This is a genomic window from Methanobrevibacter arboriphilus JCM 13429 = DSM 1125 (assembly GCF_002072215.1).
In the GTDB taxonomy this organism is placed as follows: Archaea; Methanobacteriota; Methanobacteria; order Methanobacteriales; family Methanobacteriaceae; genus Methanobinarius; species Methanobinarius arboriphilicus.
The window spans coordinates 131,014-148,722 of the sequence record NZ_JXMW01000003.1 but is presented as its reverse complement, the minus strand read 5'-3'; the positions used below and the strand labels follow the sequence as shown (position 1 = coordinate 148,722).

11 protein-coding genes and 1 tRNA gene are annotated in these 17,709 nt (G+C 23.9%); all 12 read right to left on the bottom strand.

Annotated elements, in window-relative coordinates; translation table 11 throughout:
- Window positions 1-638 precede the first annotated feature (638 nt).
- A complete protein-coding gene (locus MBBAR_RS02305; RefSeq protein WP_080459669.1) occupies window positions 639-1,070 on the bottom strand; it encodes a hypothetical protein in 432 nt (143 codons plus the stop codon).
- A gap of 77 nt (window positions 1,071-1,147) precedes the next feature.
- A complete protein-coding gene (locus tag MBBAR_RS02300) occupies window positions 1,148-2,197 on the bottom strand; it encodes a transposase (protein ID WP_158082506.1) in 1,050 nt (349 codons plus the stop codon).
- Window positions 2,198-2,522: 325 nt separating this feature from the next.
- Entirely contained in the window at window positions 2,523-2,948 is a 426-nt protein-coding gene (locus MBBAR_RS02295) for a tetratricopeptide repeat protein (RefSeq protein WP_346218171.1), read from the bottom strand.
- 88 nt (window positions 2,949-3,036) lie between these two features.
- Window positions 3,037-3,192, bottom strand: a complete 156-nt coding sequence (locus tag MBBAR_RS10170; protein WP_158082505.1) for a hypothetical protein — start codon at window positions 3,190-3,192, stop codon at window positions 3,037-3,039.
- 25 nt (window positions 3,193-3,217) lie between these two features.
- Window positions 3,218-3,610: a hypothetical protein gene (locus tag MBBAR_RS02290; RefSeq protein ID WP_080459666.1), complete on the bottom strand. Its 393-nt coding sequence runs from the start codon at window positions 3,608-3,610 to the stop codon at window positions 3,218-3,220.
- On the bottom strand, window positions 3,595-3,846 hold the full coding sequence (locus MBBAR_RS02285; RefSeq protein WP_143746102.1) for a hypothetical protein: 252 nt from the start codon (window positions 3,844-3,846) through the stop codon (window positions 3,595-3,597). The genes MBBAR_RS02290 and MBBAR_RS02285 overlap by 16 nt, the downstream gene beginning before the upstream one ends.
- A gap of 196 nt (window positions 3,847-4,042) precedes the next feature.
- Window positions 4,043-4,483: a hypothetical protein gene (locus tag MBBAR_RS02280; protein ID WP_143746101.1), complete on the bottom strand. Its 441-nt coding sequence runs from the start codon at window positions 4,481-4,483 to the stop codon at window positions 4,043-4,045.
- Between the two features lie 1,018 nt (window positions 4,484-5,501).
- Complete coding sequence (locus MBBAR_RS02270) at window positions 5,502-6,374, bottom strand: tetratricopeptide repeat protein (RefSeq protein ID WP_158082504.1); 873 nt, start codon at window positions 6,372-6,374, stop codon at window positions 5,502-5,504.
- A 25-nt stretch (window positions 6,375-6,399) separates the two neighbouring features.
- Window positions 6,400-7,086 carry a hypothetical protein gene (locus MBBAR_RS02265; RefSeq protein ID WP_080459661.1) on the bottom strand — a complete coding sequence of 229 codons (687 nt, stop codon included), beginning with the start codon at window positions 7,084-7,086 and terminating at the stop codon, window positions 6,400-6,402.
- A gap of 975 nt (window positions 7,087-8,061) precedes the next feature.
- Window positions 8,062-11,337, bottom strand: a complete 3,276-nt coding sequence (locus tag MBBAR_RS02260) for a right-handed parallel beta-helix repeat-containing protein (RefSeq protein WP_080459660.1) — start codon at window positions 11,335-11,337, stop codon at window positions 8,062-8,064.
- Window positions 11,338-11,746: 409 nt separating this feature from the next.
- Window positions 11,747-16,921 carry a beta strand repeat-containing protein gene (locus MBBAR_RS02255; RefSeq protein ID WP_080459659.1) on the bottom strand — a complete coding sequence of 1,725 codons (5,175 nt, stop codon included), beginning with the start codon at window positions 16,919-16,921 and terminating at the stop codon, window positions 11,747-11,749.
- Between the two features lie 512 nt (window positions 16,922-17,433).
- Window positions 17,434-17,509 (bottom strand) — tRNA-Arg (locus MBBAR_RS02250).
- Window positions 17,510-17,709 lie beyond the last annotated feature (200 nt).

Genomic DNA, 17,709 nt, shown 5'->3' with positions numbered 1-17,709 from the left:
CTACTGAGTTTTGATGTTTTATAACCTTGTAAATTCCCAAATTTTACATTTTATAATTAGTCACATTATATTCATCTAATAATTCATCTTTAGATAAATTAATATCTTTTCTAACGATTATAGCTAAATTTATTTGATCATTTGAATAAATCTTCCCATAACTAATATTAGTACTATCTTCTGATTCAAGTTTTAAAAAATCAGGAATATTAAAACTATACCCTCCAACATCATCAGCATATAATCAACATTATTATTAAAAATTGAATTAAAAGTAAATAATACTAATACAGCAATTAAAATCACAATTATAACTGAAAACACAAATAAAAATTTTTATCCTTTAAATTAATACCATCACACCCAATAACCCATATAATAAATATTTATAAAAAAATACGTTAATAAATATTTCCATTCAAACTTTAAAAAAAATAAAATAAAATTTAAAAAATATAGATTAAACACTTAATAAATTACTAATTTTCAGAATACTCTTATTATTCTTATAGAAACTATTAGTTAAAATACTAGTTTTAAAGTAGCTATTGGTTTAAGGTAATGAAAATATAAGAATAAATTATTAAAAGAAGAATATTAGAAAGTAACTACTTGAAAAATAAAATATAAACCTATTATTATATGAAAGAAAGAGCTGAAAAAATCAGGTAAGCTAATACAGCAGATAAAAAAACTCCCCCTATAACTATAATAAGTATTGATGCATTATTTTTCCAATTTTTAAACCTATCCACATTACTAATATCAGGATTATAATAACTTTCCATTAATGAATATACAATAGCTAAACAAAAAAAAGAATAAAAAATATCCAAATTAAAAAGAAAAATACACCCCATTACTAATATACTAAAAAATAAAAGAACTAATTTAGGAATCCTCGGAATAAAAACATCCCTATATAAAAATATCAAAAACCAAATAATAATAGAACCTACAAAGAAAATAATTTTCAAATTCAAATCAATAAAATAAAGAATAAGACTAACAGCAATAAAATAAACAAAGCTTAAAAATATGAAATTAAATTTATCTAAAAGTCTCTTCATAATAAATAATCTACTAATCGTTCTATTTAAAAATTGTGATTTAAATAATTAATAAAATACTATAGGGTGCTAGATTTTTAGGTTTCTGAGAGCTTTTGCATGCTCTCTGATTCGTTGTATCCTTGTTTTATGATGAGTCCTGTTAAAAGTACAAGCAGATAACTTGTTTTTGCTATGGATTCTTTTGTATATTTGTGGAATTTGTTATTTTTCAGTCTTTTTTTGGTTAATTTGAAGAAATCTTCGATTTTTCCTCTTATTTTTTTAAATTTCTTCCATTTGGTGATTAGTTTTTTGAATTTAGAAACTAATTCTTTGTAAATGTCTTCTTTTTTGTTTTTAACTTTGAAATATTCTAAAGGATAATTGAATTGGCTTAAAATTTTGTTTATTTTCATGTTTTCTTTTGGAAATATTAATGGAACTATTTTATACTTTAAAATTCCCTCACGATAATTATTAAAACTTATATATCCTTTATCTGCTATTATAATGTCTTTGTTTCTTATTATTCTTCTTTTTCTTAGTTTTTCCATTATTTCAGGGAATAATTCAGAGTCATGCTTAGATCCTTTATGTATTAACATGGTCAATGGTTGTCCAGTGTGATAATCAAGTGCTAAAGTTAATTTAAACCCTATATAAAACCCTTTTGAAGCTGATTTGGCCCAATAAAGCCCTTTTTTCTCGAGAAATTTTTTAGTGTAATTTTGCTTGTTCCAGTTCATATCAACCTGTATATCGGTTCCATCAATTAAAACTGTGCGTTTTCCTCTTTTAATTGGTTTAAATTCCTTATTTAATGTTTTAATCACGAATTCAAGTATTTTCTTTTGATTAAATCTTGCCAAAAATTCATATATTTGATTTGATTCTGGAACTTGATTAAATCCTAAAGACTTTCTCAACTCATGGCTTCTTTTAAGCTCACTAACAACGTATGAAATATCTGATGCGAAAAACATACTCATTAAAACTATTTTAAAATTAACAACACCTTTTTTAACAGGTTTAATTCCATTTCGAGTGAATTCCTGATGAATTTTTCTAGAATCGATAATTTTAAATATATTCAACAGCAATATCCATTTAGGGTCTTTTTCATCATAAATAATTGGTATTTTCATTTTTATCATCAATAAAACTTTGTTAATACCAATATTTATATTTATCGATTTAAAAGACCCTAAAAAATAAAATAAAACTCATAAAAAATGTACTTTTAAAAACAAAAAATAATCCAACATAAAAATAATGAAAATAAGGCTAATGAAGCCCTCAATTCTAGAAAAAAATCTAGCACCCTAAAATACTAATTTTTAGAATACCTCAATAATTATTATAAAGGCTATTAATCAAAATACTAGATTTAAAGATAGGTATTAGTTTAAACTAATGGAAATATAAGAATAAGTTATTGAAAGAAAAAGTATTAAGTAACTACTTGAAAAATTAATAATTATTTTTAATCTCTTTTAAAACTCTTTTACGGCCTTCTAAAGTATCAATATCGTTATGATTTATTTTCAAAGACTTATCATAATATTCTAAGGATTTTTGATATCTTTTTAATTTTTCCAAAATATATCCTTTGTTATATAATATATCTGCATTATTAGGTTCTAGTTCTAAAGACTTATTTAATGAATCTAAAGCTTCATCATATTTTTTTAAACTAGTTAAAGCATGAGCTTTAAAAAACCATAATGAATAATTATCTAGACCATTAATCAAGCATTTATTAAACAAATCCAAAGCTTCAGCATATCTACCTATTTCAAGAAAAACCAATCCTTTATCCATTAATGCATAATGATTTTCACAATCAATACTTAAAACTTTATTAAAAATGTCCAAGACATTATTATAATTTCTTATACCATATAAAACTAGCCCTTTTTGAATTAGAACATGAATATCATCTTTATCTAATAAAAGAGCTTTATCAAAATAATAAATAGCTTTATCAAAATCTTTTTTTATCAGAAAAAACTACTCCTATATTAAAATAAGAATTCAATAAGTCATAATCTTTTTCAATTAATTCATTATAAATTTTCAAAGCCATATCATACTCACTAACCTCTCTGTACTCCCTAGCTTTATTAAATTTCCTTTTCAATTTATAATCCTGAAAAAAACTAATATTAACCACCACCAAACCTAGCAGGTGAAAGCTCAGAAGGAGAAGCACCCATACTGATATAATAAATAATAACAAATAACCACAAACTAATCACAAGAACCAAAGTAATAGCAACCAAAAGTTTCTGCCCTTTCTCACTCCTAATATCATAAGGCAATAACTTATTAATCTGATCAGGAATCACTGGGACTACTGCACCAGCTAAAGCAAGAATAAAAACAATAACAAAAAAATATAGATGATCCTTAGCACCAAAAAACAAAGGAAATACCATGAAAAATCCAACAGAAGCAAATAAAGAAAGAAAATAACTGAACTTGAAGTTATACCCAATTCCAGTTTCAGGTAAAATATTATCATCACTAAAAGTACGAACCCTTAAAAAAGTAAACAAACTGGGAAAAAAAGGAAAAAGCTAACAGCTCCTCCAATTAAATTAAATTCAAAAACTATTAACATAATTAAAGCTAACATAACAAACATTATAAAAATAGTTACTATAAACCCCTCAGGAGTTAATTCTTCATCACCATCATTATATTTATAATTACCTCCTTCCCTTAAATAAGGAAAAGGAAAAATTTTATCCACAAATCTTCCAAAAGACTCCCTATACACCCAATAAAGCATAGTGAACACCCCAGAAATAAGAGCAAAAATAAAAAGTCTTAAAATAATTAAATTCATATTATCACTATTAATTTTTAATAACATCTCTAATAAATTTATTTAAAAATTAATAAAAGATTATCAAATTTTTTCAAAAAAATCCATCTAATCTTTTATCTAAAAATCATTTTTAACAATCTACATACATAAAATCAAATTATATTTTACCAGAGGTAATTCTATTTATTCCGTTATTTATTGATTGACCCATAATATTAAAACTCATTTCCACCCCAAAATCACTCACAACAGATTCAAATGTATTTTGAGCTAATTTTCCTGAAATAGAAGGTCTTTTACCAGCCCCAATTACAGTTCCTACTATGACTTCTGCAGTAGTATATTTAGCTCCTTTCGCAGCCAAATTAGAAAGACAATTCCACCCCAATTTTCCTGCTATTTTACCACCCAAACCAACACCAGGAATAAGAGCAGTTCCTATTGATAAATCTCCTGAAACAACTCCTTTTGGAAAAAACATACTTTTAACAATTAATACAATAACTAAAACAACAACCATAACTACAAAAATTTTTAAAGATTCTCTATTCATAAAACCATAACCCCATTTATTGCAAAAACATTTTTCTTGTTTCATTTTATTTTACAAACCGCCATTTATTAATAAAATAAAATTATTATATAATTTTCATTAAACATTCTTATTTTCTAATAACCTAACATATAAAAAAAGTAAAAACACTAAAACAATTATTCCTATTATCAATATTTTCAAATTTAATATTAAACTACAAAAAAATACAATGATGATACTAACAAATAAGATAACAAAACTCAAAAAAAGAATTATTGTGAGAATCATCTAGGAAAATATCATATTTATTAATTCCAATAATTTTTTTACAAACAAAAAACAATAATAAAAATTCAATTACCAATAAAATAATATTTATTAAAATAAAAATATATCCCGATAAATAACCATCAATATATAAATAATTCACAACAAAAATAATCGCAATAATAAAAAGAAAATAGTCAGTTACATTCTTAAATAATTCAAAAACATCATCATGCAAATAAAAAATAAGATTAATAAACCCTATCAAAACTCCAAAATAAAAAAAACTCACTAATCTAATCTCAAATATTAAGCTAAATATTAAAAATACAACCATGAAAAAATTAAATACAATTAACATCCTATTTCCATATATATCTAACTTATTATAATGATTTTAAAAATATTTAATGTAATATATAAACTCAAAAACAAACATATTAAATTAAAATAGAAATATAAATTACCAATATTAAAAAACAAAAAAGAGTTAATATAGTTAACACACTAATTAACCCATAAAATATTTTTATATTAACAACCACAACATCAAAAAATTAAATCATTTTAACTTAATCGATAAAAATAATCAATTAAATCTATCTAAAACTCTCTTCATAATAAATAATCTAAAAATCTTTCTATTTAAAAATTGTTAAAGAATACTCAATAAAATTACTAATTTTTAGAATACCTCAATTATTCTTGTAGAAACTATTAATTAAACTACTAATTTTCAATTAAATATTAATTTAAACTAATAGAAATATAAAAATAAGTTATTAAAAAAAATATTAAGTAACTACTTAAAAAATTAATCTTCATTTTTAATCTTTTTTAAAACTCTTTCATGACCTTTTAAAGCATATTCATTATTTGGATCTAATTTTAAAGATTTATTATAAAAGTTTAAAGCATCATCAAAACGATTTAATTTATATAAAACATCAGCTTTATTGAGTAATAAATCAAAATCATCAGGTTTCAAATCTATACTTTTTTCAAAACAATCCAAAGCCTCATCAAGATTATTTAAATATTTCAAACTAATTCCTCTATTAAACCAAAGAACATAATCCTCAGAATTCAAATTTAAAGCATCGTCACTAACTTTTAAAGCCTCATTAAATCTATTCAAATTATTTAAAACAAAAATTTTATTTAATAATGCTTTTTCCATATTAGGATTTAAACATAAAGTCCTATTTACACAATCCAAAGATTCTTCAAAACATTCTAACTGATTTAAAACATAACTTTTGTCATGCCAAAATATTGCATTTTCCGGCTCATAAGCTATCATTTTATCAAATAATTTTAATGCTTCTTCAAATTCTTTATTATCAATGAGATGAGTTGCTTTTCCCAATAAAGCATATGGATTTTCAGGATTTATTTCTAAAGCATGATTAATTAACTCTAAAGATTCTTTTTTATGATTTAAACTATATAAAGCAGCTGACTTTTCAGATAAAATTCTTGAATTATTTTCATCCAAAGACAATGCATCATCAAAATAACGAATAGCCATATCATAATCTTTTTTAAAAAGAAATATTAACCCAAGATTAAAATAAGTGTCTAATAAATTATAATCTTTTTCAAGTAACTCATTATAAATTTTCAAAGCTTTATCATACTCATTAGCCTCTCTGTACTCCCTAGCTTTATTAAATTTCCTTTTCAAATTATACTCTTGAAAAATATTAATATTATCCACCTCCAAATCTAGCAGGTGTAAGCTCTAAAGGAGAAGCACCAATACTAATATAATAAATAATAACAAATAACCATAAACTAATCACAAGAACCAAAGTAATAGCAACCAAAAGCTTTTGCCCTTTCGTATTTCTAATATCATATGGTAATAATTTATTAATTTGATCAGGAATCACAGGGACTATTGCACCAATAGAAGCAAGAACAAAAACAATAATATAAAACCAAAAAGAGCCTTCATTAGAAGTAAATGCAGGAAATATCATGAAAAATCCAATAGAAGCTATAAAAGACAAAATATAACTAAATATAGGGAAATAACCAATTTCTGTTTCAGGCAAGATATTATCCTCACTAAAAATATTAATTCTTAAAAGAATTAGACAAGCAGGAATCAATATTGGGAGAAAAACAGCTACAGAAACTAAACTAAACTCAAAAGCTATCAAAACAGACAAATTTAATATGACTATCAAAATAAAGCTATTAATAATAAAACCTTCAGAACTCAAATCTTCATAAACATTTGTATATTTATATTTACCTCCTTCTCTTAAATAAGGAAAAGAAAAAATTTTATCTATATATTTTCCAAATGGTTCTCTAAAAAACCAAAATACTATGCCTAAAAACAAATAAATAACACCAAATAATAAAAGCCTTAAAATAACAAAATTCATAATATCTCATCATTAAATATGTTTTAATCCAAAACACATTACTACTTTCAAAAAAAGCATATTCAATACTCAAGTATTATATTTTAATATTATTAATAATCTTAATAAATATTTCCATTCAGCTTTAGAAAAAATAAAATTAACTTTAAAAAATAGTAAAAATCAATAACAAGAAAATATAAAAAAACATGAAAATCTTACGATCGAGGATTCAAATCCCCCTGCCCGTTAACCACATTTTATTTTAAAAAAAAACTTATTATAAAAATAATAAACTGTATAAATTATCACTAAAAAATCTTAGTTTAAGATACTATTTTTACATATAATATAAGAGATTTTAGCCTAGTTTTGAAGATTAAATGACCTATAATCTTGTTATTTAGGGTTAAAATCCCTCTAAGTCCGTCAAATAAATTTTAATATTAGAAAATAATAAAAAGATTGATTATTAAACACTTAATAAAATACTAATTTTTAGAATAATAAGATTATTCTTGTAGAAAATATTAATTAAACTACTAACTTTAAAGTAACTATTAATTTAAAATGATGGAAAAACTAAAATAAGTTATTAAAAGAAAAAGTATTAAAAAGTAGCTACTTGAAAAAATATTATTAATTTTAAGGTTGATAGTTCAAAATCCCTCAAAATACAAGAGTATATTTTAAGATAATAAATAATAAAAATTAATTATAATAAAAAACCAATGATTATTACTAAAAATTTAAAAATAAGTTCCATATTATAATCTCCTAAAACTCATTATCTAACTTATAAAACAAAATTAATTGAATAAGAATTAGAAAGATTATTTAAAAATAGTTAAAAAAAGAAAAAGAAAAAAGAAACTAATATAAATAATAAGTTTAAGTTAAGTAAAAATAGCTAAATAAAATTTAAACTATTTATATTAATTTTAGAGAAGTGATTTTATTATTAAATACTCTAAAAGTCCATATTTTATCTCCTAATCATGTTACAGTATTATTAAGAAAAGAATTGTTAACCCAGTCACTAGAACCAATTCCTTTTGTATTCCTCACATTATTATTTTTAATGTTATTATTATAACCACCTATAGCAATTCCCCATTCAGAACGGTTTTTACCTACTATATCATTATTTAATATATCATTCCCAAAACCATAAACATATATTCCACCATTTACATTAGACATATTATTATAGCTTATAGTACTATAAATTCCTTCAAAATCTATACCTCTCTGACCACAATCCTTAATAGTATTGTTAGAAATTACATGATTACTTGAATAATAAGTACCTGATTCAACAGTGATACCATTATTAGTACAATTCTGAATATTATTATCTGTAACATTAAGTTCATGTCCATTAATACAAATTCCCTCATTTACATTAAAGATATTATTATAGCTTATAGTACTATAAATTCCTTCAAAGTCTATACCTATTTGACCACAATCTTTAATAGTATTATTAAAAATTATTAAATTATAAGAATCTCCTGTGACTTCAATTCCATTATTTTGAATATTTCGAATATCATTATATGTTATCATATTATAATATCCATTAAGCTGTATTCCTCCATTTGCATTAGAAATATTATTATTATTTATCTGAGCATTAGATCCTATGAAATCAATTCCCCACTGACTACAATCTTTAATAATATTAAAAGAAATTATATGATTAGTTATAGATAAATATGAATTTGAATTAACTGAAATTCCTTTAGCACAATTTTGAATAGTATTATTAATAATGGTTGAATTTATTGTTGTTAAATTTATTCCTGAAATTGAAATTCCAGAGCCAGAACAATTAAATATCAGATTTTTAAGTATATAATTAAAAAAGCCCTTGTCCACAATACCATTTTGAGTTTTATTGATATAATTAGATTCAATTAGGTTTTTTAAAGAATATCCTAATATTTCAATTCCGTTGCTAGTTACATTACTTATATTATTTGAATTTACTATGTTATTAGAACTATCGTTTAAATTTATTCCATTATGACAATTTTTAATTATATTATAACTGATTTCATTATTATCGTTTCCGAAAATTGCAATTCCATACAATAAAACATCAGAAATATTATTGTTTAATATAAAGTTCCTATAACCATTCACAGCTATTCCATTTTTACTATTTGTTATTGTATTATTTCTTACAAAATTCCATATATCATTTAAATCAGCAATTATTATTCCTGTCATGTTTGCATAAGATACACGATTGTTTTCTATATAATTGTTAAAACCACTTGTAAAAATACCATAATTACCACAATATTGAATTATGTTGTTTATTATACTACCTGAACCTCCAGTATATAAAATTCCACTATCTGAGGAATTTATAATAAAATTATTTGAAAGTTCGTTACTAAAACCATCTATTAATATTCCCACACCACAATTAATGATCTCATTATTATTAATATCAACATAATTTGTATTATAACTTAATATTCCACAAGAAAAAATATTTTTTATAGTATTTTCACTAAAGAACAGATATTCAGAATCAAAAGCTTCAATCCCATGAATACAATTCACAATAAAGTTACAAATAATACTATTATTATTTCCTGCGTTTATACTAATACCTGCACCATCTAAATTATTACTAAAATTATTATGAGAAATAATAATATTACTTGAATTATTAAGTTTTATATTTTTCATTTTATTGTTAAAAATATTATTATAATAAGAATTATCCATAAAAAAAGTACCGATTTGATTACTAGAAAAATTCAAATTACTAGAATTAAATATTTCCACATTATTTATATTATTGTTTGAAAAAAATGTGTTAAAATTGGAATTGTTTATTAATAAATTTTCAATTTGATTATTTAAAAGATTTAAATAGTTGGAGTTTGTTATTTTTAAATTTCTTATATTTAAGTTTAAAATTTTCGAACCACTACCACTACCATTAATTAACAAATTATTTATTGTTAATCCATTCCCAATTATTGTTAAATTTTTATAAAGCAAAAAATCTAAAATTGATCCTTTAACTGTTAATATGTCCCCATTGTTTGCATAAGAAAAAGCTTCTTGCAAACTATCATAATATTTACTATTGTTATGATTAAAAACATAATTATTTATTTCATATGAAAAAGTTTCAAATGAAATAACTATATTTTCTAGATAATTAGATGGAAGTTCAATTTCTATTTTACTATTTAAAATATCATACAAATCAGCCCATGCACAAAATCCTATTAAAATTCTAACATTAGTCATGTTGCCTATTGTAGATAAATTTTCACCCCATGAATTAAAATTAAAATCAATTATTAGGTTTTCATTTATTATATTAAATTGTGGAATAATCACTTTATCAAAAGATAATACAGAACCCTGATTATTAATTAAAGTATCTCTTAAAAAAATATTATAGTCTCTATTACTAAATTGATAGCCCAACCAATACCATAGATTATTATCAAGATCCATTTGACTGTTTATCAATTCAACATCAGTATAGATGCCTGTAGAATAATAATAACCATAGATTCTCTCAAAACTATTAAAATTAAAAATAGAAGAACTGTCAATAGAATAAACAAATATATTATCTCTAAATTGAAAAAAACTATTACTAATAAATAAATTATCATAAGACCCAAATAAGCTAATAAGTGGCTTATTTGACCAAAAATTAAAAGTTTCCAAATTATTAAAATGATTATTATTAAAAGTATTTTCATTAGAATTATAAAGTTCAATATAAGTTATATTAAAACCAGAAATGTTACACATATTACTAAATTCAAGTTTTAAACCATCAATAATAACACTATAAAAATCAATACAAAAAATACTTAATTCATACTTAGTATAAACATTTATATCTCTATAAGAACCTCCATAAACTTCTAAAGTATCACCTGGGCTTGAAAAATCAATAGCTTCCTGCAAATCATCATAATACATACCATTATTTACATTAAAAACATTACCCTGATAAGTAGTACTTTGAATATTAGCTTTATTATCCTCGAGAGTTGAAACTCTATTAAAATCATTATTTGAAACAGAACCATTATTAACTGATTCAACTACATTATCCTGATTATTAGATTTATTCACAACAGACGTGTTAGTAACCTGATTATTATCACTTAAACAATTAATATCATCATAATGAGTAATATTATCAGTAGCTGCAACACCATTCATACAAAAACAAACACATAAAAGCAAAATAACTATACAAAAATACTTTCTAAACATACAAATACACAAACCTCTTACATTATATATCTTAAAAGTTCCAATAAAAAATGAACAAATAAAGTTTAATTGATAAATTATCAATCAAACTTTATAAATGTTTATAAAAAACACAATAAGAAAAAAATAAATATCACAAAAAACAAAAGTAATAATTTCATGATAAAAAAACAAAAAAGAATAATAAAAAATATTTTATGAAAAACTAAAAAATTTATAAAATCATGAAAAATCTCCAAAATAAGCAAAAAAATTAGATTTATTAATAGAAAATAATCTAAAAATATTTAAAATATTCATTAAGTTTTAAAATTTAAATTAATTACAAAAAAATTAAAAAATAATTAATAAATGATAAGAAATTTTTATAAAAACTTCCTATCATCTAAAAAAAAACAAAGTTTTGTTTTTATTTTACCTTTATGTTTTTTAAGGCATTGTTTCCATAAACAACTGAACCAGCTGATTTTTTAACAGAATTCTTAATATAGTACTTGCCTTTTTTAGCAGATAAAGAAACAGTTAAAAGTGCTGATTTAGATTTACTAAGCTTTAAATTCTTAACAGTCCAAGACAAAATACCAGTTCTCTTATTATACTTAACAAGACCACTAGAAAGAGACCTTTTAAGAAGTTTAACACCTTTAGGTAGCTTATAAGAAATCACAAAACTACTTTTATCAGGCCCCAAATTAGCTAACAGAGTTTTAAAGGTAATTTTCTTGCCTTTAACCGCATATGAATTCTTGATTTTAACTTTGCTTAGTTTTGGAACAGATAATTTACTTGAATGAGTAGAGCTTTGATAAGTACTGTCACTAACTGAAATTGCTTTAATAGTTAAAGAACCAGTGTTTTTAACTTTATAGTTTAATGCAGCTAAACCTTGAGAGTTAGTTTTTGCTTGACCAACATATTTATTGTTTACATAGAATTTAACATATCTACCAACGATAGCTTTACCATTTGCATCTTTTAAAGTAGCCTTTAAAACAGTATTTTTACCATAAGTTCCTTTAGAGTTGCTCATACTTGTGCTTGTTTTTATTTTATTGATTTCAAAGCTAGTATTTTTCTGATTATCAACATAAGTATAATCATCAGTATAATTAGCTATTACACTTACTTTACCAGGATTACCACTTACAGTCCAATTAACATAAGCTTTACCACCTACAACATCAAAAGTACCTAAATATACACCATTAACATATACCTCAACAAAACCACTATTAACAAGAATACCATTATTATCTCGAACATTAACAGTGATTAAAACCTTATCACCACGATTACCATTTGTTTTAGATAAATCTGTAGTTATGTTAGTAGGGATAGTTAAAACTTCAAATGGTGTTGTTTGAACAGACCCATTATAAACATCATTTTTATGATATTCTGCATATACTTCATGAGAAACATTAGGCTCATTAATAACCCAATTAAAAACAGCTACGCCATTTTCAACAGTGACATTTCCTAATGATTTTCCATTGAAGAAAAATTCGACAATACCTCCATTAACAGGATTACCTTGATTATCTTTCACATTTGCTGTGATAATAATAGTACTGCCATTTTTACCTTTAGGATTAGAAACTGTAACATTAGCAGTAGTTTCTAATTTATATATTTCAAATGTTTTTGAAGCATTGAAATTTTTAAAAGTAGCTTTTACAGTATGATTACCATAATCATTACCTGTGAAAGTAGAGTTAAATCCAGAATCACTAACATTACCTTCGTTTGGTGTTATAGAACCAGTATCATTAACAACTTCTAAAATAAACTCCTTATCTTCAGGAGGAATAGGAATATTGCTAGTATCATAATAATGTAAAGTTTCATTATTATCAATAGCTCTTGAAACAACGCTAATATTCTGAGTTAAACCAGGAGTACCAGTATTAACTAAAGCCATAACAATCCAATAATTAAGGTTAATAGTAATATTAGAACTACCAGCACCCATTATAGGTTCAGGTTTGGAATTGTTTCCCCACCAATTATAATCTAAATCATATACATAAAGACCTCCTCTTGAAAGTGTTAAAGGAACATATATACAAGAATCCTTTATAGAAGTATTTCCATTTAAAGTTAAGCCCCCAGTGATATTTTTAAAAGTACTGCCTGAAATATAGCTAGTTATACCAGTGTAACCAATACCGATACCAGAATCGATATTCTCAAATGTAGAATTAACAATATTCCATAAATTACCAGCATAAATATAGAAGTTGCCAGTATTATTGAAAACAGAACCAATTAAGGAAATTTTTACAATACCACTAGAACCACTAATACCCATACTTTTAATATTGTTAATAAAGCTACAATTTATAAATACATTTTCTCCACCAAGATAAACAGCACCACTATTAGACTTATTCTGTAAAGTATTTTTTATAGTTGTATTCACTAAATAAGTATAAGTAGTATTTTGAGTATAATATCCTGTGAAAATTTCTGAGCCATAATTAGTACAATTATTTGCATCAAATACAGAATTGTAAATATATGCATTAGCAAAATTAGCTAAAGCACCACCATTATAACCTCCAGTATTATTTGTAAAGTAACAATTTTTTACAGTTAAATTACCCCAATAGCTAGCTAAAGTAACATCTCTATTTCCAGCAGAATCACGTTCATTAACTAAAGCAGTTCCATTGCTATTTTTAAAATTACAACCTTCAACAATTAGATTACCTAAATTATGAACAATACCAAACCCAGATGTTGCACCTCCTTTTGATGACCCTTGAGTATTAAACTTATCAATAGTTAAATTAGCAATAGTTGATACACATTCACCAAAATTATTAAAGAAAGCCCAATTTACAGAATCGCCATAAAGAATAGTTTTATTCATTCCAGCCCCTACAATAGTAAGATTAACAGACCCAGGTAAAGTAATATTAACATTTCCACTACCAGAATATGTTCCTTCTGCAAGATGCACTCTAAGGTTTTGAGTTCTCTCCAAACCAACATTTATAGCTTTAATAATTGTAGCAAAAGGATTATCTATAGAACCAGTACCATTAGTATCACTACCATTAGTTGCAACATAAACATCTAAAGAGTCTAAAATACTAGAAGAGATATTTAAAACACCTGATGTAATTGAAGTATCATTTCCAGCACCTTGATATTCACCAGTTATTTGATAAATTCCATTATTTAAGCCTACAACATTTAATTTAGCTTCTCCATTTATTAACTCTGCAACACCAAGATAAGTACCATTAGCATAGAATGAAACATTTGTTCCACCAATAACAATACCATCATCATTTACAAAATTAGCTATTAAATAATTTCTAATTAAAGTAGTATTAATAGATTTAAAAACCAAACCAAATCCATCAATTTTCCCACCAGTATATGTTAATCCAGAAGTATATCCATATACATAAATATCTTTACCATTTAATGTAGCATTATTATTTGAAAAAGTACAGTTTATCAAGTTTAATAAGCCATTTAAGTAAATAGCTCCACCATATTGTAAAGCTTTATTATTTTTAAAAGTTGTATTTGTGAAGTTTCCAGAGCCAGATACTGCACCACCACGAATAGCAATATTATTTTCAAAATAGTCATTAATACTATTCACATTTCCTTGTAGTGTTGTACCTCCAGTATAAGATTGTACAGATTCTAAAATAGTGTTATTAATAAATTTATTATTATAACTTTGTGCAGAAGAATGAATATATAGAATGGCAGTATAATAATCATTTGCAGTTATAGTATTATTAATAAATTTAGAATTACTAACTGTACCATTATGTATATAAAGTATAGTAGTTCTTGCGTCAGATTTAACTCCAGAATTATTTATAAATGAGCAATTATTAAGGAAGCTATTATATCCTAAAGAAACTAAGTTAGTCATATTGAAATTATTAATAAAATTACAATTAACTAAATTTTTAGTTGCACTAGATCCGTCATATATAAGAGTATAATTTGTATTATTTACAAAATTACAATTAGTAATATTAAAACCTGTACTAAATTGCATAATATATTCTTGAGGATATGTATCTTTACCACTAAAATTTGCAATAGTTAAATTCGCTAAATTCACTTGAGTATAAGAACCAAATTTAAACAACCAGTTTTGAACTTCACCATCTAAAATAGTATTAGCACTACCAATAATAGTTAATATTCCTAAATCATTGAAAGACATATTAACATTACCAATACCCTTATAGACACCATCTTTAATAATAATAGTTGGATATATTGAAACTGCAAAACCTCTATTAATAGCATTTTGAATTGTTTTAAATGGGTTATCCTCAGTTCCATCTCCAGAATCATCATTTCCACTATTAGAAACATAGTAAGTGACAGAATCCCTATTAATAGTTACATTTATAACACCAGTTCTAACAGAAGTTACATTTTCAGAACCTACATAACCTGAAACAACATACAAACCATCATTGAATAACTGTGTGAATGTATAAGTGGCTATACCACTTGCATTAGTAGAATTACTTTTATTTAAAATACCATTTATAATAAAATAGACAGTTCCACCACTAATAGCATTGCCCATATCATCAGTTAAAAGAGCATTTAAGCGAATATTACTTGGTTTATTAACATTGACAGTTGAATTGCCTAAAAAAGTCAGATTAGAATTGAAATTAGCCCAGTCAGACTTAATAAAGCTCAGATTATTTTTATTAAAACAGTTAATTACAGTATTGTTTTTAAGGTAGATATTTCCCCCAATGTATAAAATAGGAGTTGAATCGCTATTTGGAGCTGAACAGTTTATAAATGTATTATTTACTATAGAACCTCCATTCATATACAGAGTACTATAAATCCAAGAACTAGTACTATTTATAGTGTTATTAATAAAATAACAATTGTATACAAATGAATTTGCATCTGATGAATAAATAATATTAGAATCTACAATGTTATTTGTAAAATTACAATTATTAAGTTTTATTATGTAACCAAAGATCGCTCCACCATAAGATGCTGCATAATTATTATTAAATACAGAATTAACAATATTTAAATTAGCACCATACTCACTGTAAATTGCACCACCATAAGATGTTGCATAGTTATTTTCAAAATTACAATTATTAATTGATAAATTCCCACTATTAATTATTGCTCCACCATTAGTACTTTTACAATTACGAATAGTTAGATTATGCAAATAAACAATAGAATCAGCTTTTATATCAAATATAAAGCTAATAGAATCACCATCAATAAAAGTTTTATCTTTACCCTTACCAATGATACTTATACTTCCACCTTGACTAACATGAGCTTTATTAATCACAATTTCAGTATTATTACCTTTACCACGATAAGTACCTTCATCTAAATAAATATTAACATTACTAGAATCATGTGACTGATTAACAGCTTTACCAATAGATTGATAAGGGCTATCAACAGTACCATTATTAGATGAATCATTACCACTAGGTGAAACATAAATGTCACTTGAAGCAGCAGAGACACTAGCTAACCCTAAAAATAAACATATTATAAGTAAAGCACTAATGATGAAAAAATTATTCTTTTTCAAAAAAAATTACCTCCTATGTATTTTTTATTTAAATTATAAAATAATAGCTAAGCAAATAATAAAAATAGGAATTTCTCATATTTTTAGAAGTAATCAGTAGATAAACCAAATAAGAAAATTAGATATTAAAGTTAAGTTGATAAAGTTTAAAGTATATTTGATTAACTATTGAATATAATTATAAAAAAAGGAGTATATAAAATTAACTAAAACATTGAAAAAACTAAAAATAAATTGAAAAATAAATAGATATTCAAAAAATAAGTATTAATGATTAGATACCAGTGTATATGATATATATCAACATATTGTATTAATCCAATAAAACCATGACAATATTGTTAATTAAAATAATGAGTAATTAAAATCATAAATTAACATATAGCTTTTAATATAATCACATCAATCCATTATATAAATATATTGAAATAAAAAGACCATTAAGTGTACAGAATAATTATTAATTTAAATTTAATTAAAAAATTAGCTGATTAGTTTAGTATGTTTAAAAACGGACCTGAGGGGATTTGAACCCCTGACCTATGGATCCGAAGTCCATCGTCATATTCCAGGCTAGACCACAGGCCCCTAAGTGATTTGAAATATTAAAAACAAATATCAACAACAAATAATATCAAATTAACTTAACTTATCTAAATAAGTAGTTCTAAAATAACTTTAGTCATTATAGTATAAATAGTTTTTAAATATTGTGTAAAAATAATATATATCTAAAAATAACAAAAAATATCATAAAACTAATAAAAAGTGAAAGTAATGAATGGTAA